The 17,259-nt window shown below is 69.5% G+C and carries 17 protein-coding genes and 2 tRNA genes; 7 read left to right on the forward strand and 12 right to left on the reverse strand.

Annotated features, from left to right (window positions below):
* Positions 1–401: 401 nt before the first annotated feature.
* Together AB0J97_RS50810 and AB0J97_RS50815 are read left to right on the forward strand one after the other, a co-directional pair.
* Positions 402–818 carry a hypothetical protein gene (locus AB0J97_RS50810; RefSeq protein ID WP_364104443.1) on the forward strand — a complete coding sequence of 139 codons (417 nt, stop codon included), beginning with the start codon at positions 402–404 and terminating at the stop codon, positions 816–818.
* Positions 819–935: 117 nt separating this feature from the next.
* Positions 936–1,130, forward strand: a complete 195-nt coding sequence (locus AB0J97_RS50815; RefSeq protein ID WP_364104446.1) for a hypothetical protein — start codon at positions 936–938, stop codon at positions 1,128–1,130.
* Here the strand turns inward: AB0J97_RS50815 and AB0J97_RS50820 are convergent.
* The 4 genes from AB0J97_RS50820 to AB0J97_RS50835 form a co-directional block, all read right to left on the reverse strand.
* On the reverse strand, positions 1,118–1,789 hold the full coding sequence (locus tag AB0J97_RS50820; protein ID WP_357708280.1) for a response regulator: 672 nt from the start codon (positions 1,787–1,789) through the stop codon (positions 1,118–1,120). The genes AB0J97_RS50815 and AB0J97_RS50820 overlap by 13 nt on opposite strands.
* The gene (locus AB0J97_RS50825; protein WP_364104449.1) at positions 1,786–4,305 is read right to left on the reverse strand and encodes a DUF4118 domain-containing protein; all 2,520 of its coding nucleotides are present in this window, start codon (positions 4,303–4,305) and stop codon (positions 1,786–1,788) included. The genes AB0J97_RS50820 and AB0J97_RS50825 overlap by 4 nt, the downstream gene beginning before the upstream one ends.
* A gap of 9 nt (positions 4,306–4,314) precedes the next feature.
* Positions 4,315–4,782, reverse strand: a complete 468-nt coding sequence (locus AB0J97_RS50830; protein ID WP_364104452.1) for a group II truncated hemoglobin — start codon at positions 4,780–4,782, stop codon at positions 4,315–4,317.
* A gap of 105 nt (positions 4,783–4,887) precedes the next feature.
* Positions 4,888–4,964: transfer RNA gene (locus AB0J97_RS50835), tRNA-Met, on the reverse strand.
* A gap of 151 nt (positions 4,965–5,115) precedes the next feature.
* Here AB0J97_RS50835 and AB0J97_RS50840 point away from each other — a divergent pair.
* On the forward strand, positions 5,116–5,460 hold the full coding sequence (locus AB0J97_RS50840; protein WP_364104455.1) for a hypothetical protein: 345 nt from the start codon (positions 5,116–5,118) through the stop codon (positions 5,458–5,460).
* Between the two features lie 42 nt (positions 5,461–5,502).
* Here AB0J97_RS50840 and AB0J97_RS50845 read toward each other — a convergent pair.
* From AB0J97_RS50845 to AB0J97_RS50865, 5 genes are all read right to left on the reverse strand, one after another.
* Positions 5,503–5,579 (reverse strand) — tRNA-Met (locus AB0J97_RS50845).
* A 57-nt stretch (positions 5,580–5,636) separates the two neighbouring features.
* A complete protein-coding gene (locus AB0J97_RS50850; protein ID WP_364104458.1) occupies positions 5,637–8,591 on the reverse strand; it encodes a UPF0182 family protein in 2,955 nt (984 codons plus the stop codon).
* A 129-nt stretch (positions 8,592–8,720) separates the two neighbouring features.
* Positions 8,721–9,767: a PDZ domain-containing protein gene (locus tag AB0J97_RS50855; RefSeq protein WP_357708287.1), complete on the reverse strand. Its 1,047-nt coding sequence runs from the start codon at positions 9,765–9,767 to the stop codon at positions 8,721–8,723.
* 10 nt (positions 9,768–9,777) lie between these two features.
* Positions 9,778–10,203: a molybdenum cofactor biosynthesis protein MoaE gene (locus AB0J97_RS50860; protein ID WP_357708288.1), complete on the reverse strand. Its 426-nt coding sequence runs from the start codon at positions 10,201–10,203 to the stop codon at positions 9,778–9,780.
* Positions 10,204–10,226: 23 nt separating this feature from the next.
* Positions 10,227–11,300: an NAD-dependent epimerase/dehydratase family protein gene (locus tag AB0J97_RS50865; RefSeq protein WP_364104480.1), complete on the reverse strand. Its 1,074-nt coding sequence runs from the start codon at positions 11,298–11,300 to the stop codon at positions 10,227–10,229.
* 130 nt (positions 11,301–11,430) lie between these two features.
* Here AB0J97_RS50865 and AB0J97_RS50870 point away from each other — a divergent pair, with 130 nt between their 5' ends.
* Genes AB0J97_RS50870 through AB0J97_RS50880 form a run of 3 tightly spaced genes read left to right on the forward strand, consistent with a single transcriptional unit; the run spans position 11,431 to position 14,234 of the window.
* On the forward strand, positions 11,431–12,660 hold the full coding sequence (locus tag AB0J97_RS50870) for a zinc-dependent metalloprotease (protein ID WP_364104463.1): 1,230 nt from the start codon (positions 11,431–11,433) through the stop codon (positions 12,658–12,660).
* The gene (locus AB0J97_RS50875; RefSeq protein ID WP_364104466.1) at positions 12,657–13,217 is read left to right on the forward strand and encodes an NUDIX hydrolase; all 561 of its coding nucleotides are present in this window, start codon (positions 12,657–12,659) and stop codon (positions 13,215–13,217) included. Before AB0J97_RS50870 ends, AB0J97_RS50875 begins: the two co-directional genes overlap by 4 nt.
* A gap of 30 nt (positions 13,218–13,247) precedes the next feature.
* Entirely contained in the window at positions 13,248–14,234 is a 987-nt protein-coding gene (locus tag AB0J97_RS50880) for an endonuclease/exonuclease/phosphatase family protein (RefSeq protein ID WP_364104469.1), read from the forward strand.
* Positions 14,235–14,241: 7 nt separating this feature from the next.
* Here the strand turns inward: AB0J97_RS50880 and AB0J97_RS50885 are convergent, their stop codons facing one another.
* The 3 genes from AB0J97_RS50885 to AB0J97_RS50895 form a co-directional block, all read right to left on the reverse strand.
* Positions 14,242–14,826 (reverse strand): hypothetical protein, encoded by a 585-nt coding sequence (locus AB0J97_RS50885; RefSeq protein ID WP_364104472.1) that lies wholly within the window; start codon positions 14,824–14,826, stop codon positions 14,242–14,244.
* Entirely contained in the window at positions 14,823–15,338 is a 516-nt protein-coding gene (locus AB0J97_RS50890) for a M48 family metallopeptidase (protein WP_357708293.1), read from the reverse strand. The genes AB0J97_RS50885 and AB0J97_RS50890 overlap by 4 nt, the downstream gene beginning before the upstream one ends.
* A 67-nt stretch (positions 15,339–15,405) precedes the next feature.
* A complete protein-coding gene (locus AB0J97_RS50895; RefSeq protein ID WP_357708295.1) occupies positions 15,406–16,188 on the reverse strand; it encodes an enoyl-CoA hydratase-related protein in 783 nt (260 codons plus the stop codon).
* Positions 16,189–16,500: 312 nt separating this feature from the next.
* On the opposite strand from AB0J97_RS50895, the gene AB0J97_RS50900 reads away from it, so the two are divergent.
* Positions 16,501–17,259, forward strand: a 759-nt coding sequence (locus tag AB0J97_RS50900; protein WP_364104477.1) for a ThiF family adenylyltransferase, incomplete at its 3' end; no start/stop codon positions are given.

Raw genomic sequence — 17,259 nt, forward strand, 5'->3', positions numbered from 1 at the left:
AGCCGTTCAAGTCTCTGTCAAATTGACCGGACTTGCTCGACCTGCGGTAATTAAGTCGCGCCCCGCTTCCGGGACAACCCCTCTAACTTACCAGCTCATTCAGACCGCTCTGAACCGTCTTGAATGAACCAGAGGAAGTGGGATTTGCCGGGCTTCTCTTGAGGCTCTTGCGAGCCCCTCGGCCGCCCTGCGCGAAGCAACTCTAGCAGTCTCCCGCGCCTACTTCGCGCCACACAGGTAATCGTAGGGTCCTTCCCTGGCCACAAGATCGTCAAACCTAGGTCATCCCGGGGCATGTCCGCCCGTACGACACCCGGAGTCAAGCCGTCAGCAAGTCATCCGCAATCGCCCCTCGGTACGAAGGTATCCACGAGCAGACTGCGCTCTCGGAGGTGCCCGCCATGACCCGCTCGGAGTTCGACGACATCCGTGCCTTCCTCGCCGACCCGGCGACTCATGCGGGAGACCTCCTGCGAATCGCCCGAACCCTGATCGAAGACCTCGAACACGCACGTGTGCGCGAGGCCGTCCTGCGTACCCATTACCTGCGGCTGCTCACGGCGGCGCAGGCGACGGTGGCGGCCGACATGGTCGGCGCGCCCGACCCGCTCGCCTTCCTCACCCGCGAGCTGGCCGAACGCGGCCAGCTGCCCGCGGACGAGGAGGACGTTCAGCGCATCCTGGCCGACGCGCGTACGGCCGAGGCGCTGCTCGCCTGCCTGCAGGAGGAGCAGCAGCCGCAACAGCCGCCGGTCGTGCGGGTGCGCGGGATGCGACTGCGGCGGTGCGTCGGGACGCACCGGACGCTCCCCCGCTGAGCCGGCGGTCCCCCACAACCGATCGTTCTGGGCTGTTCCCCCCGGTACGGCAGGCTTCGACCGGATGAGGACTGTGGCCATACCCGGCCTTGGCTGCCCGGCTGTAACACTGCACTTATGTGGCAACGGGGGCTGAACTGGTCGGCAATCATCCTGGTCGGGATATTTGGTCTGATGTGGATCGGTGTTGTGATCTATGCAGATCAGACGTCTTCGGTGTGGGTGCGTGCCGCTCAGGTGCTGTTCGGGATCCTGTTGTTCGGGTGGGCTGTGCTCAAGGCGATCGTCATGGTCAGGGATCAGGAGGGCTGAAACCGGTACCCCATGCCGGGTTCGGTCAGCAGGTGCACCGGGTGGGCGGGGTCGCGTTCGAGCTTGCGGCGCAGTTGGGCCATGTACTGACGCAGGTAGTGCGTCTCTTTCAGGTAGTTGGCGCCCCACACCTCGGTCAGCAGCTGCCGCTGGCTGATCAGTTTGCCGGGATTGCGGAGCAGGATCTCCAGGAAGTGCCATTCCGTCGGAGTCAGCCGTACGCCGCCTGAGATCGTCTTGTCGGCGAGGTCGATCACGTGGTCGCCGAGCCGCACCGTCGCGGGTTCCTCTTCGTGCTGGTTCGTGCGGCGGGTCACCGCGCGGATGCGGGCCAGCAGCTCGTCGATGCCGAACGGCTTGGTGACGTAGTCGTCGGCGCCGGCGTCGAGTGCGTCCACCTTGTCCGTACTGTCGGTACGTCCCGACAACACGATGATCGGGACCTTGGTCCAGCCCCGCAGCCCCTCGATGACCTCGACCCCGTCGAGGTCGGGCAGTCCGAGGTCGAGGACGACCAGGTCGGGATGCCAGTCGGCGGCCTGGCGCAGCGCCGACGCGCCGTCCGGGGCGACCGCGACCTCATAGTGCCTGGCCGCCAGGTTGATGCGCAGGGCACGCAGGATCTGGGGCTCATCATCGACGACGAGCACACGGGTCACGGGGCCCTCCTCAGTGAGACGGTCATGGTGAGCCCTCCTCCGGGGGTGTCCTCAAGGAGGAGCGTGCCGCCCATCGCCTCGGTGAGGCCGCGCGAGAGTGCGAGACCAAGGCCCACGCCGGTGTGGTTGTCGCGGTCGCCGAGTCGTTGGAAGGGCAGGAACACCCTTTCATGTGCCTCTGGGGGGATTCCTGGCCCCCTGTCGATGATGCGCATCTCGACGTGTTCGCCGTGCCAGCTCGCGGTGACGAGCACGGGCTCGCCTTCGGGGCTGTAACGGACGGCGTTGGCCATCAGGTTGACCAGGACGCGTTCGAGCAGGGCCGGGTCGGCCTGGAACTCCGGCAGGTCGACCGGAAGGTCCCCTTTGACGCGGTCGCGCAGCGGGCCGAGGTCGTCGATGGCGCGGGGCAGCACGTCCTCGACGGCGACGGGTCGCAGGGTGACGCCCAGGACGCCGGCCTGGAGGCGGCTCATGTCGAGCAGGTTCGAGACGAGCCGGTTCAGTTTGATCAGGGACTCGTGGGCGGTGGCCAGCAGTTCGGCGCGGTCTTCGTCGGACCAGGCGATGTCGGTGTTGCACAGGCTCTCCACGGAGGCCATGGCGGAGGCGAGCGGGGTGCGCAGGTCGTGGCCGACAGCGGCGAGCAGCGCGGTGCGCATGCGGTCGGCCTCGGCCAGCGGTTCGGCGCGCTCGGCCGCCTCGCGCAGCCGTTCCTGGCGCAGGGCGACGGCGGCCTCGGCGGCGAACGCCTCCAGGACGCGGCGGTCGCTGGCGTCGAGCAGCCGGCCGCGGGTCGCGAGCACCAGCCGGTCGTCAATGGTGACGACGCCGCGCCCGCCGTCCGCAGCAGTGGCGGGCGGGGCGGTGATCGGGGGGCCGCCGGACGTGGCGACGATGCGCCAGTCCCCCGGCGGGTCGGCCCGTTCGAGCAGGGTGACCGCGGTCAGTCCGAACGTCTCGCGCAACCGTCCGAGCAACGAAGCGAGCGCCGACTCCCCGCGCAGGACGTGTCCGGCCAGCGTGGAGAGCACCTCGGCGTCCGCTCTCGAACGGACCGCCTCCCTGCGGCGCCGGGCGGCCACGTCCACGACCGTGCTGACCATGGCGGCGACCAGGACGAAGATGGCCAAGGAGAGCACGTTCTCCGGCTCGGAGATGGTCAGGGTGTGCACCGGCGGCGTGAAGAACCAGTTGAGCAGGCCGAACGCGAGCACCGCCGCCGTGAGCGCCGGCCACATCCCGCCCACCAGCGCGACGCCGACGACCAGCAGTAGGAAGAGCAGGATCTCGCTGGGCAGGCTCAGGTCCAGCGGCGCGATCACGCCGGTGAGCGACGGCATCGCGACCAGGGTCAGCGCCCAGCCGGACAACCTTCGCGTACGCGTCAACGCGCCCCTGGACGGCGGCCGGCCGGAGCCCTTCCTGATGGCTTCGTGCGGGACCATGTGCACGTCGATCGAGCCGGACAACGTGGTCGTCGTCATGCCCACGCCTCGGGTGAGCAGCTGCGCGAGCCGTCCCCGCCGGGAGGCGCCGAGGACGAGCTGCGAGGCGTTCACGCCGTCGGCGAACTCGATCAGCGCACGCGGGATGTCGTCGCCGACCACCTGGTGGTAGGTGCCGCCGAGGTCCTCGACGAGTTTGCGCTGGCGTACCAGGTTGGCGGGATCGCTCCCGGTGGACAGGGCGTCGGCCCGGGTCACGTGCACGGCGAGGAGGTCGGCGCCCTTGGTCCTGGCCGTGATGCGGGCGGCGCGGCGGACGAGGGTGTCGCCCTCGGGGCCGCCGGTGAGGGCGACGACCACGCGTTCGCGGGCCTCCCAGGTACCCGCGATGTCGTGGTCGGCCCGGTACGCGGTGAGTTGCCGGTCTACCCGGTCCGCCACCCAGAGCAGGGCGAGCTCCCGCAGGGCGGACAGGTTGCCGACGCGGAAGTAGTTGGCGAGGGCGGCGTCGACGCGTTCGGGCGGGTAGACGTTGCCGTGCGCGAGCCGTCGGCGCAGGGCCTCGGGTGACATGTCGACGAGTTCGAGCCGTTCGGCCCGCCGTACGAGGTCGTCGGGGACCGTCTCGCGCTGCGGCAGGCCGGTGATCTGCTCGACCACGTCGCGCAGGGACTCCAGGTGCTGGATGTTGAGCGTGGAGACGACGTCGATGCCGGCGTCCAGGATGTCCTGGACGTCCTGCCAGCGTTTGGCGTGTCGGGAGCCGGGCGCGTTGGTGTGGGCCAGCTCGTCGACCAGCACGACCTTGGGGCGGCGGGCGATGACCGCGTCGGCGTCGAGCTCGGTGAACGTGGCGCCGCGATGGGGAAGGGTGCGTCCCGGCACGATCTCCAGGCCGTCGAGCAGGCGGGCGACCTGGTCGCGGCCGTGGGTCTCGACATGGCCCACGACCACGTCACGGCCGCGCTCCTTGGCCCGTCGCGCCTCGCCGAGCATGGCGTACGTCTTGCCGACGCCGGGCGCCGCGCCCAGGTAGACCCGCAGTCGCCCGCGCGACGTGCTTCCCATTCCTCCAGGTTACGGCTGGTATGGCGGAGCGACTCCCCAACCCCAGTGCGGAACCGGGGCCTCCGGTGGCGGGGTCGCGCCGGGCTGGGAGTTGTGCACGGCCAGCCGGGTGCCCCACTCGATGTAGCCGGCGAACGCGGCCCTGAACTCGGGGTCGTCGGGCAGGCCGACCTCGTCGGCGGCGTCCATGAGGAGGTTCACCCAGCGGCGGCGCTGCGGCTCGGTGATCGCCCGGCCCAGGTGGTGGGCGAGCATGTGGGAGTATCCGCCGCGTTCGTGGGTGTACCGGTCGGGGCCGCCGAAGACCTCGCTGAGCCACATGGCAACGTATTTGGGATGGTCGGCGTCCATGTGGGCGAACAGCGGACCGATGAGGTCGTCCTTCAGGACGGTCCGGTAGAACGTCACGGTCAGCCGTTCGAACGCCTCGGTTCCGCCCGCCCACTCGTAGATGGTCGGAACGTCTTTTTCCGTCATGTAATCATGTAATCAGGACAGAGGTCGTACGACAAGCCTGAGCACGATCTAGGGTCGAAAACGACGAAGTCCCTGGTCGCCGTGTGGCGACCAGGGACTTCGGATTGGTAGCGGGGACAGGATTTGAACCTGCGACCTCTGGGTTATGAGCCCAGCGAGCTACCGAACTGCTCCACCCCGCGTCGGTGTGTTGTTATCAACTATACCGCCCTTTCGGAGTCCCTCGACCCGGTCGGCCTTGTCCGGGCGCGTCGGCGGCGTGATCATGGGCCTCATGCTGCTGAAACCCCTCTCCCGGCACGCCGCTCTCTTCCGCGTCGCAGGATTCCCCTCGTGGCGGTGCCCGTGGCGGTGGCTCTGCTCGTCATGGTGCCGATGTGGGGCAACGACCTCCGCTTGGCGGACATGGAGAATCGGGTCCTCGCCCATCCGCTACCGCCTGGCACCTCCTTCAACGCCTTCGGGGCGCAGGGGTCGGTGGGGGTGCAGGAGGGCAACGGTGACCACTGTGACTTCCTCGTCAGGTTCTCGTTGCTCACCAGCCTGCCCGAGGCCGAGCTCACGAGCTACTACGACAAGACGGGCGGCCGGGTGTACTTCAGCGACGGCGATCCCGCGGCCGCCGTGGCCGAGTTCCTGGAGACGGACGACGCCGGATGGGATCTGCGGTGCCGGTGAAAAAGCAACGAGGCCCTGGCCGTCGGCCAGGACCTCGAATCTTGGTAGCGGGGGCAGGATTTGAACCTGCGACCTCTGGGTTATGAGCCCAGCGAGCTACCGAACTGCTCCACCCCGCGTCGTTGTCTTGCTTCTCAAGCCTATCGGTGACGCGGGGTGGGCGCAAACCGAATGGGCTAGGTCGCGCCTCCGGCCTGTGTGCCCGACGGTGTAGGCGTCGGCGTGGACGTTGCCGGCGGTGAGGCCGACGGTGACGCCGAGGGAGAGGCCGACGGGGAGGCCGAGGGCGACGGGGTCGCCGCCGGCTGGACGTTGGCGCTCTCGATCTGCTTCAGCGCCTCCTGCAGCCGCTTCTGCGCCTTGCCGTACTCGTCCCAGTTCGGGGGGTTGGCCTGGAGGGCCTTCTGAGCGTCCTCGTAGGCCTTCTGGGCGTTGGAGATGGCGGTGTTCATCGCCGACGTGTTCGTCTGGTTGGGCGTGTTCTGCTGCGGCTGGGTGTTCTGCTGTTGCTGCTCGCCGCCGAACACCTGCTCCAGCGCCTGGTCGAGAGTGTCACCCGAGCCGACCTTGTTGCCGAACGCCACCAGCACCCGCCGCAGGATCGGGTACGGCTCCTGGCCGGTGCCCGCCTTGGTCTGCACGTAGACGGGCTCGATGTAGATCAGCCCGTTCGCGTACGGCAGGGTCAGCAGGTTGCCGTACCTGACGTTGGCCTGGCCGAGGCCGAGGGGGCCCAGCTCGCCCGAGAACTTGTTCTGGAAGTTGTTCTGGGCCTGACCGGGGCCGGGGACCGTGGTGTTGGACGGCATGCGCAGGATGCGCAGCTTGCCGTAGTCCTTGCCGACCGTGGAGCCCGCCGCCATGAACGCCGCCAGGTTGGGGCCTTCTCTGGGGACGAAGGTCGTGGTCAGCGAGAACGACGGCTCGGACTCGTCGGGCATCGTCGCCGTCAGGTAGTACGGCGGCTGCTTGACCGACTGGTTGCCCTGCGACGGGTCGCTGGGGATGTTCCAGAAGTCCTGGGCGCTGTAGAAGGCGGCCGCGTTGGTGACGTGGTAGCGCGACAGCATGTAGCGCTGGACCTTGAACAGGTCTTCCGGGTAGCGGACGTGCGCCTGGAGTTCGGGGCTCATCTGCGAGGCGGGCTTGATCGTGCCGGGGAAGGCGTTGGACCACGTCTTCAGCACCGGGTCGTTGCCGTCCCAGGCGTAGAGCGTGACCGTGCCGTCGTAGGCGTCGACCGTGGCCTTGACCGAGTTGCGGATGTAGTTGATCTCGTCCTGCGGCTGCTGGGCGACCACGCGACGGTCGGTGGCCAGGTCGCGGGTCATGTCGCCGAGGCTCTCGCTCTGCGAGTACGGGTACGCGTTGGACGTGGTGTACCCGTCGATGATCCAGGTGATCCGGCCGTCGACGATCGCCGGGTAGGCGTTCCCGTCGAGGGTCAGGAACGGCGCGACCTTCTCCACCCGCTCCCGCGGGTTGCGCACGTAGAGGATCTTGGAGTTCTCGTTGATGTCACCCGACAGCAGGATGTTCATCTCGCCGTACTTGGCGGCGTAGACCAGCCGGCTGAGTGCCGAGCCGATCGGCACGCCGCCCTTGCCGGTGTAGGTCGTGTTCTGCTGGCCCGTCTGGCCGCCGGAGACCGGGTAGTCGAGCTCCTGTGGCTTGCCGGGGTTGCCGCCGGCGATGACGTACTCGGTGGAGCCGGGGTTCTCACCGAAGTAGACGCGCGACTCCTTGAGCCCGGTCGCGGCGGCGAGGTCGCCGGTGACCGGCATGTCCTTGCTGTCGTAGGCGGGCAGGCCGCCCGCGTCGACCTGGTTGCCCGGCGCGGAGACGAAGCCGTAGCCGTGGGTGTAGACCAGCGCGCGGTTGATCCAGTTGTTCTGGGGCGCGGGCGGGCCGAGCAGCTCGCGGACGCCGACCACGTGGTCGACCAGCTTGCCGTCCTTGCCCGGGTAGCGGTCGACGTCGAGCTGGTCGGGGAAGCCGTAGAAGCCGCGGATGCGCTGGGTCTGCTCGAACGTGGAAGACACCAGCGCCGGGTCGAGCAGGCGTACGCCGGTCACCGACTCGTCGCCGCCGGCGCTGACCTTGGTCGGGTCGGCCTGGGCGTTGTAGTCGATCACTTCGGCGTTCTGCACGTCGTAGGCTGATCGGGTGGCTTGGATGTTCCGGTCGATGTAGAGGGCTTCCTTGCCCTGCTGGTTGGGCTTGACCTGGAACTGCTCGACCAGCGCCGGGTAGACGCCGCCGATCAGGATCGCCGAGAGCACGAGCAGGCCGAACGAGACGCCGGGCAGCATGCCGCCGGGGCGCACGACACCGGCGAAGAACAGCACGGCACAGATCAGCGCGATGATCGCGAGGATGTTCTTGGCCGGGAGCACGGCGTTGACGTCGGTGTAGGACGCGCCGTGCACGTAGCCCCGGTCGGAGAAGACCAGACCGAACCGGTCGATGTAGTAGGCGACGGCCTTGAGCAGGACGAACACGCCGAGCAGCACGGAAAGGTGGATCCGCGCGGCCTTGGAGGCGTGCACGCCCGGCGACTGCAGCCGGAAGCCGCCGTAGAGGTAGTGGGTGATCGTGGCCAGGACGATCGAGATGATCACGGCGGTGAACAGGAAGTTCAGCACCATCCTGATGAACGGGTAATCGAACATGAAGAAGGAGATGTCCATGCCGAACATCTCGTCCTTCTTGTCGAACGTGGCCCCGTTCACGAACTGCAGCCACGTCTTCCACTGCCCCGCGAACGAGGAGCCGGAGAAGAGCGCGAGCAGGCCCATGCCGACGATGAAGATCAGCTTGCGGTGGGGGTCGAGCGCCATGCGATAGCGGTCGGCTCCGCTGCCGCCGCCGAACACGGCGGGGCCGAACATCGGCCGGGTGCGGAAGGCCAGCAGCATGTTGCCGCCCACGATGCCGACCATGAGCACCGCTCCGACGAGGAACAGCACGATCTCGGTCAGCAGCACCCCGGAGAAGACCGACGTGTAGTTGGTCGCGTCAAACCACAGGTAGTCGGTATAAATCCCAGAAAAAAGAAAAAACAGGGCCACGATCGCGACCAGCGCGATGGCCACAGGCAGAAGCAGCCGCGGCCGGCGTGGCAAGCGCATCGCCCTGCCGGCCCCTGGGGTCCGGAAGCTCAAGGCCAACCCCTCGTCGTGATGAAGAAACGGTCCGTGTCTGGCAACTTACACCGCAGCGCCAGCCGTACGGCTAACGCACGGCGCTCGCCGGAAGTTTCATCCGGCCTCACAAGCGGGCACATTGCCCTTTCCGGTGCGCAGCGCGTCGAGCGCGAGCACCGCGTCGTGCAACGTGTCGGCCTTGACCAGGCGCAAGCCGTCGGGGACGGCCTTCATGGCCTCGGCGCAGTTGTCGGCGGGGGTGAGGAAGACGGTCGCGCCCGAGTCGCGGGCCCCCACCATCTTCTGGGCGATGCCGCCGATGGGCCCCACCTGGCCCTCGGTGTCGATGGTGCCGGTGCCGGCGATGCGCTTGCCCCCGGTGATCTCGCCCGGGGTCAGCTTGTCGAGTATGCCGAGCGAGAACATCAGCCCGGCGCTCGGCCCGCCGACGTCGCCCACGTTGATCTCGACGTCGAAGGGGAACTTGAACTTCTCCTGCATGAGCACGCCGACGAGGGGCTTGCCGTCCTTGCTGGCGATCGGCTGGAGGGAGACGTCGAGCTTCTGGCTGCCCCTGGTCACGTTGAAGGTCACGGTCTCGCCCGGCTTGTGGGCCTTGACGGTGTCTCCGACGAGCTGGGAGTCGGTGGCCGGCTTGCCGTCGACCGAGTTGATCTGGTCGCCCTTCTGCAGCTTGCCGTCGGCGGGCTTGCCCTTCTCGGTGGACAGGACCGTGACGACCCGCTCGTAGGGGATCTTGAGCTCGTTGAGCGCGGCGGCCTTGGCCGAGTCTTGGGAGTTGGTCATCTCGACCGCGTTCTCCTCGTCGACCTTCTTCGCGTCGCGGCCGGGCGGGAAGATGGTCTCCTGCGGGACCACCGCGACGGTCGGGTCGATCCAGCCGCGCAACGCGGTCAGCAGGTCGATCTGGGCGGCCGGGCCACCCTGGTAGGCCACCGTGACCAGGCTCAGCGCGCCGCTGGTCGGATAGGTCTGCCGACCGCTGATCGAGATCACCGGCTTCTTGTCGATCTCGCCGATGGTGTTCTCTGTGGGGCCGGGACTCAGCACGACGTACGGCACCGGCCGGAACGCGCCCACGACGCCCAGCGCGAGCACGAAGAAGCCCGCGAGCAGCAGGGTGAGGACGCGTCGTGACATGGTGATGAGCTTATTCGCAGGCGCCGACCCACTCGGTCTCGCCATCGGCGAACACCTGATGTTTCCAGATGGGGACCTCTGACTTGAGGTCGTCGATGAGCCTGCGCGAGGCCTTGAACGCCTCGTCGCGGTGTGGCGAGGCCACGGCGACGATCACCGCCGTGTCGCCGAGCCCCAGGTCGCCGACCCGGTGGACGGCGGCGATCGCGGTGACGGGGAAGTCGGCCGCGACCTTCTCGGCGACCCGGCGCAGCTCGTCGGGCGCCGAGGGGTGGGCCGAGTAGGAGAGCCGGGTCACGGGCTTGCCATGGTCCTGTTCGCGCACCGTGCCGATGAAGATCGCGGTGCCGCCCGCCGCGTGGTCTTCCACCGCGGCCAGCACCTCGTCCACGGACAACGGGGTGTCACGAATGCCGAGCAACCGGATGACGTCCACGGAAAGAGCCTAACCTCACGCTCCTACTGGCGACGCTTTTTGCGCACCTGTCGGACGATCGCCGCGGTGCCGATGACGGCGACCGTGGCGCCGGCCGCGGTGAGCGTGGCCTCCTTGACCGGCAGCCGCCTGCCGACCACGGTGGTCCTGTTCTCGCGGAGTTCGAGGAGCTGCCGGAAGGCGGCGTCGTTGGTCCACGTGGGTTTCCAGCCCGCCTCGCGCAGCGCCGAGCAGTCGACGACCCACGGATAGACGACGTAGTGCAGGTCGGTGGCGGGGGCCGGGGTGATGCCGAGCCGGTGCAGGCGCTGCGCGGTGCCGAACGTGAGCCCGGCCGGCAGCTCGAACCGCCGGATTCCGGACAGCTCCTCGACCTGCTCCTGCTCCAGCCAGCCGTCGGAGCCCACGGCCACCACGCCGGTGACGACCCCCTTGGCGGCCAGTTCCAGCGCCGAGATCAGGTCGTCGATGTGGCAGAACTGCCAATGCGGGTTGCAGCCCTTGACCGTGAGCAGCCTCGGCGACTCGAAGTGCCGGGTGATGACCGTGTCGACACCCGGGCCGACGACCGCCGCCGGGCGCAGCACCGTGACGTCCAGGCCCGGGTGGCTGCGCAGCGACCTGCGGACCAGCGACTCGATCTCCAGGTAGTCGCCCACGACGCCGGTGTCGGGCTCGGCGGCCACCGGGGAGTCCTCCGGCAGGGGGACCTCGTTGTCGGGCGCGGCGCCGTAGACCATGGCACTGGTGACCAGGATCACCCGCCGCACGCGGGCGGCGGCGCAGGCGGTGAGCACCGTTTGCGCCGCTCTGAGGTTGTACGCGCGCCGCGCCCCGGGCTCGGAGTCGACGGCGTAGTCACCGGCCAGATGGACCAGGACGTCGATGTCGGAGATCCGGTTCGCCAAGAGCGGATCCCGTACGTCGATCACTCTCCACGTGGCTTCCTGAACGTCGCCGCGCTCCTCGTCGATGGCCACCACTCTGCGGAAATCCGCGGAGGATACGAGCCTCACGAGCAACTCGCGGCCGATGCCGGAGGCCGCGCCGGTGACGGCGACGACGGGTTGGCGCGGGCGTTTCGAGGTAGGCACCAGGTCCTCACTTTGCACTGATCCGCCGTAGGACGACTAACGTGGCGGATGTGGACTCCTCCATCCTGCACGAGGTAGAGCGGTGACTGACCTGCCAGGTCGCGAAAACGACCCTAACGAGAACCCGTTCGCCATGTTCGGCAACCCTGAGCAAATGGCTCAGGCGATGCGCCAGTTCGCCGACATGTTGTCGGCGCCTCAGGGTTCAGGCCCTGTCAACTGGGACATGGCCAAGAACATCGCACGACACGCCGTGGTCGCCCAAGGCGATCCGAGCGTCATGGAAGGCGAGCGCCGCCAGATCGTCGAGGCGCTGAGCCTGGCCGACCTGTGGCTGAACGAGGCGACGACACTGCCGAGCGGCGTGTCCAACCCGCAGGCCTGGAGCCGGTCCGAGTGGATCGAGAACACGGTCCCGGTCTGGCGGAAGCTTTGCGAGCCCGTTGCCGAACGCATGGTCGAGACCATGGGCGGCGCGCTCGGCGGCTCCGGGCTGCCGCCCGAGGCCCAGCAGATGGCCGGGCCGCTGATGGGCATGCTCAAGCAGATGGGCGGCATGATGGTCGGTCAGCAGATCGGCCAGGCGCTCGGCTCGCTGGCGCGCGAGGTCATCGGCACGACCGACATCGGCCTGCCGCTGTCCGGCACGGCGGCGCTGCTGCCCGGCGGCATCGCCTCCTTCAGCGAGGGCCTTGAGATCCCCGCCGACGAGATCAGGCTCTATCTGGCGTTGCGCGAGGCCGCGCATCACCGGCTGTTCCAGCACGTCCCGTGGCTGCGCTCGCACCTGCTCGGGGCCGTCGAGGAATACGCCAAGGGCATCACCGTGGACACCTCCGCGCTGGAGGAGCAGATCCGCGGGCTCGACATCAACAATCCCGAGGCGATCCAGGAGGCGCTGAGCGGCGGCGGCCTGCTCAAGCCCGAGGAGACCGAGCGGCAGAAGGCCGCCCTGGCCCGTCTGGAGACGATGCTCGCCCTGGTCGAGGGGTGGGTGGCCACGGTGGTCGACCGCGCCGCCGACGGCAAGCTGCCCTCGGCCGTCGCACTGGCCGAGACCGTACGCAGACGCCGGGCGACCGGCGGGCCCGCGGAGCTGACGTTCGGCACGCTGGTCGGGCTGGAGCTGCGGCCCCGGCGGCTGCGCGAGGCGGCGGCGCTGTGGCGCGCGCTGGAGACCGAGCGCGGCGTCGACGGCCGCGACGCCCTGTGGGGCCACCCCGACCTCATGCCGACGGCCGAGGACCTCGACGACCCCGACGCGTTCGTCCGCGGCGAGGCGGCCTGGGACATCTCCCATCTGGAGGCCAAGCCCGACAACGAGAACGGCGGCGAGGACGGCGACCAGGACGGCGGCCGGTGACCCTGCACGACGACGCGGTGGCGGTGCTGTCCTCGTGGACCGCGCCGACCTCCGGGGAGGAGGCGCTGCGCGCCGAGTTCCTCGGCCATCTGCGGACGTACGACGACGCCATGTGGCGCGCGTGCGCGCCCGGCCACCTGACGGCCACGACCGCCGTGCTCAGTCACGACGGCGCCCAGGTGCTGCTCACGCTGCACCCGAAGGCCGGGCGCTGGCTGCCCATGGGCGGCCACTGCGAGGACTTCGACGCCACGCTTGAGGCGGTGGCGCTGCGCGAGGCCACCGAAGAGTCGGGAATCTCCGGACTTGAGCTGCTGCCCGGGCCGCTGGCCGTGGACAAGCACGAGGTCTGGTGCCACCCGCCGCGCAGCTGGCACCTCGACGTCGAGTACGCGGCCGTGGCCCCTCCCGGCGCCGAGGCCGTCATGAGCGACGAATCGCTCGACCTGCGCTGGTTCCCCGTCGACGAGATCCCCGAACCGACCGACGAGGCCACGCGCCGGCTGGCCGCACGCGGACGCGCCGCTCTCGGCTCGCGCTCCCGTTCGCTGGGCTAGAGTCCTTCGCATCGTTCCAAGGGGGGCCGCGTGGAGACTTCCGCCGTTGGCGGCACGATCGTGACGCCTGGCCGCAAGCCGCGCAAGCTGCCCGGCAACGTCCTGACCTGGCTGGCCGTGACACCCTTCGCGGCCTGGGCCGTGGCCCGGGTGGCCGGGCTGGAACGAGGTTCGCTGCCCACGCAGCTCATGACCGCGACGCCGTACGCGGCGGCCGGGTCCCTGGTCCCCCTCCTGATCGCCGCGGTCGGGCGCAAGCGGGCCGCGACGGCCGTCGCGCTGCTCACCACGACCGCGCTCGGGTTCAGCGTCCTGCCCCGCGCGCTGGGCACGGCCGAGGCCACGACCGGCAGGCCGTTCAAGGTCATGACCATCAACATGCTGTTCGGCAGGGCCGACGCGCAGGTGATCGTGAATCTGGTCCGCGAGTTCCGGCCCGACGTGCTGAGCACGCAGGAGCTGACGCCGGCCGCCGTGGCCGACATGGACGCGGCGGGCCTTAAGGGGCTCATGCCTCACCGCGTACTTGAGGACGAATGGGACGCCGGCGGAAGCGGCCTCTACTCCAGGCATCCGCTCCAGCCGCTCCCGGACCTGGTCCCACCCGTGGGGCACAAGATGCCCGCCGCCATGGTGTCGCTGCCGGGCGGGAAGCCGATCGAGTTCGTGGACGTCCACCCCTACCCGCCGCTCGGCCCCAACGTGGTCAACTGGAACGAGGCGCTCTCCAAGCTGCCTTCCGCCAGCCGCGAAACCGTGCGGATCCTCGCCGGCGACTTCAACGCCTCGCTCGATCACGCCTCACTGCGCAGGCTGCTGGCCCGGGGGTACAAGGACGCGGCCGATCAGGTGGGCGCGGGGCTGATCCCCACGTGGCCGGCCAACAAGCGGGTGCCGCCGATCATCACCATCGACCACGTGCTGGTGGACGAGCGGGTGGGGGTCAGGGAGGTCAGCGTGCGCGACGTGCCGGGCACCGATCACCGGGCCGTGCTGGCCGAGCTCACCGTGCCCTGAGGCGTGGTCAGCGGCTCGTGATCAGGGCGCGGGTGTTGTCCCAGCCTTCGAGACCGGGGTCGAGGCGTTCGACGTCGTCGAGGGTGCGCAGCCGATGCCAGCCCGAGATGGTGGCGACCCTGCGCGGGCCCGGCGCCTGGGCGCGGAGGGTGGCGACGACGTCGGGATCGTCGAGGTCGGGGTCGGCCCAGCCGGGAAGCGGGAGCGAGCAGGCCAGCGCCACCGCGCCGCCGCCCGCCGCCGGGCAGACCGTGATCTCGGCCCGGCCCAGTTCCCTGAACAGCTTGCCGACCAGCAGCGAAGGCAGGTCGGGCGCGTCGGCGTTGATCACGGCGGCCTGGTCGCCGGACAGCCGGCCGAGGACCGCGCGCAGCGGCTCGTCCTCCGCGATCGTGACGATCTCCGTGCCGGGCCAGACGATGTCGTCGAGGCCGGGGACTGCGGTGATCAGGACCGGGGTCACGAACTCCAGGCCGGCGACCATCTCGTAGGTGTCCTCGGCCACGGCCTCCAGGAACTGCCGTGGATCGACGCCGGGGGGCGCCGCTTCGGCCATGTGGCCGCGTACCAGGACGGCGACGATGCGCGTCAACACTCCTCCGGTGCCGTGGGGGCCGCCGCGGAGAATCCTTCGAGGAAGCCGCGTGCCCGCTCCGCCTTCGGATACTGTTCTACCAGCGCCCAGAACCTGGGGCCATGGCTCGGCACGATCAGGTGCGCGAGCTCATGGATGATGACGTAGTTGATGACCCACTCGGGCAGGCCCTTGAGCCGGGTCGAGATCCTGATCGTCCCGTTCTCCGGGGTGCAGGAGCCCCAGCGGTGCTGCTGGTTGTCGACCCATCGGACGCTCACGGGGTCGGGCCGGCCGTCGAGGTACTTCACCGACAGTTCCCTCGCCCGTTCGAGCAGGGCCTCGTCGGTCGGCCTTCTTCGTTCTTCCTTGGCGGCCAGCCGGTCGAGCATCCGGCTCACCCATTCATCCGCGTCTTCGCCGCTCAGCCAGGCTGGCAGGAGCACGATCGTCTTGTCGCCGTCGCGGTAGGCGGAGACCGTACGCCGGCGACGAGAACTGCGACGGACCTCGACTGTCTCGGGGGGCACATAAGCACGTTAGCCGAGACTGACGAAATTCCACAGAGGGTGGACGTTGTTTCTGCTGGTCAGATGATTAAGAGCCGGTGAATTTGGGCATGCGCCTTTCCCGATGCGCTGACAGGCCCTCCAGCAGGTCCGATGATGCCATGGTCACGGGCTGGGCCAAGGATTCCCACCTCAGGGCGGCTTCCAGGTCTTGATGGTCTTGGTTCAGCGCGACCTTTGTGAGGCGGGTGGCAACTGGAGCCATCTCTGCGATCTTCTTGGCGATGACCGAAACCTCGTCGAGAAGGTCATTCTTCGGGAAAGATTGATTTACCAAGCCTTTATCTGCCGCTTCCGTACCCGTAAGCGCGCGGCCGGTCAGGAGCATCTCCCGGGCCAGTCCGGCGCCGCCTCTTCTGGGCAGCAGATAGGTGGCGGCCATGCCCGGATGCAGGCCGAGCCGGGTGAAGGGGGCCAGCAGTTTCGCGTCGTCGGCGGCGTAGACGAGGTCGCAGGCCAGGGCCACGCACAGGCCCGCGCCGACGGCCGGGCCGTTGACGGCGGCGACGGTCGGGACCTCCAGACCGGCGATCATGAGCCAGGTGCGGTAGAAGGCCAGCATGCGGTCGCGCAGCGGCGGCACGGCCTCGGCGCCCCGCTCGCCGATCCACGACAGATCGCCGCCGGAGGAGAACGCGCTGCCCGCGCCGGTGACGACGACACAGCGCAGGTCACGATCGGCGGCCAGGGTGGTCATGGTTTCGCGCCATTCGGCCGTCATGGTGTCGGTCATGGCGTTGCGCAGGTCTGGGCGGTTGAGGGTGAGGAAGACGACTCCGTCGTCTTGGCGGTCGACCAAGAGCTCGCTCATGCGGCGAAGCGTAACGCCCTGCGGCGGCCGGATGCGGTTCGCGGCCGCCGCAGGGCGTTGGATGCGGTCCCTGGCCACCCCGGGGCGTTGGATGCGCAGCCCGGCCGCCGCAGGGCATTGGATCCGGTCCCCCGGCCACCGCAAGGCGCTGGATGCGGAGCCTGGCCGTCGGCGGCCGGGTGCGGTTTCGGGCGGGCGCTGCGTTCTACGGGGTGGCGGGTTTTCCACAGGGCAGGCGGCGCGGTCGGAGGTTGTCCACAGGCGGCGCGGAAGCGGCTCGGGATCTTGGTCGGACGTGCGAACCTTCCGGCCATGAGGCCACGTGTGAAGCCGGCCCTCCGGCGCATCCTCCGCGACGAGCACACCTTGCAGTACGGCGTGCATCCCCTCCGGGCCATCACGCTGACCGGCCTGACGAGATCGGTGCGTCAGTGGATCGAGGGGCTCGACGGCACCCGCGACCTGCGGCGGGTGCTGCGCGACGCGGCGGCGGCCGGTCTCGACGAGCCGTGTGCTCAGGCTTTGCTCGACTACCTTGCCACGCGGGGCGCCCTTCACGACGCCGGTCCGTTCCCTGAGCCGCTGCGGGAGCTCTCCCTCGCCGAGAGAGATCGGCTGAAACCGGACCTCGACGCGCTCGACCTCGCCTCCAACGGCCCCGAGGGCGGCGTCGAGCTGCTGCGACGCCGCCGGGAGGCCAAGGTCCGGGTCTACGGGGCCGGGCGCGTGGGGGCGCAGATCGTTGCCCTGCTGGCGGCGGGTGGGGTGGGCGACATCCGGGTGATCGATCCCGGGCCGGTCCGTCCGGGTGACATCACGCCGGGGGGCCTGACGTGGGCCGAGGTGGGGCTGTCACGGGAGGAGGGCGCGGCGGCGGTCGCCAGACGGCTCCTCGCTCCCCCGCCGAAGAACGCCGCTGCCACTGCCGCTCCCGGTCCCGGGGCCGGGGCCGGGGCCGGGGCCGGGTCTGGGGCCGGGGCCGGGGCCGGGTCTGGGGCCGGGTCTGGGGCCGGGGGCGGGGGCGGGGGCGGGGGCGGGGGCGGGGGCGGGGGCGGGGGCGGGGCCGCGGGC

The organism is Nonomuraea sp. NPDC049607 (assembly GCF_040675375.1).
Lineage (GTDB): Bacteria > Actinomycetota > Actinomycetes > Streptosporangiales > Streptosporangiaceae > Nonomuraea.

Coding starts and splice junctions, on each gene's coding strand:
- AB0J97_RS50810 (WP_364104443.1), top strand. CDS start 402: ATGACCCGCTCGGAGTTCGACGACATCCGTGCCTTCCTCGCCGACCCG.
- AB0J97_RS50815 (WP_364104446.1), top strand. CDS start 936: ATGTGGCAACGGGGGCTGAACTGGTCGGCAATCATCCTGGTCGGGATA.
- AB0J97_RS50825 (WP_364104449.1), bottom strand. CDS start 4,305: ATGGGAAGCACGTCGCGCGGGCGACTGCGGGTCTACCTGGGCGCGGCG.
- AB0J97_RS50830 (WP_364104452.1), bottom strand. CDS start 4,782: ATGACGGAAAAAGACGTTCCGACCATCTACGAGTGGGCGGGCGGAACC.
- AB0J97_RS50850 (WP_364104458.1), bottom strand. CDS start 8,591: ATGCGCTTGCCACGCCGGCCGCGGCTGCTTCTGCCTGTGGCCATCGCG.
- AB0J97_RS50855 (WP_357708287.1), bottom strand. CDS start 9,767: ATGTCACGACGCGTCCTCACCCTGCTGCTCGCGGGCTTCTTCGTGCTC.
- AB0J97_RS50870 (WP_364104463.1), top strand. CDS start 11,431: ATGTTCGGCAACCCTGAGCAAATGGCTCAGGCGATGCGCCAGTTCGCC.
- AB0J97_RS50895 (WP_357708295.1), bottom strand. CDS start 16,188: ATGAGCGAGCTCTTGGTCGACCGCCAAGACGACGGAGTCGTCTTCCTC.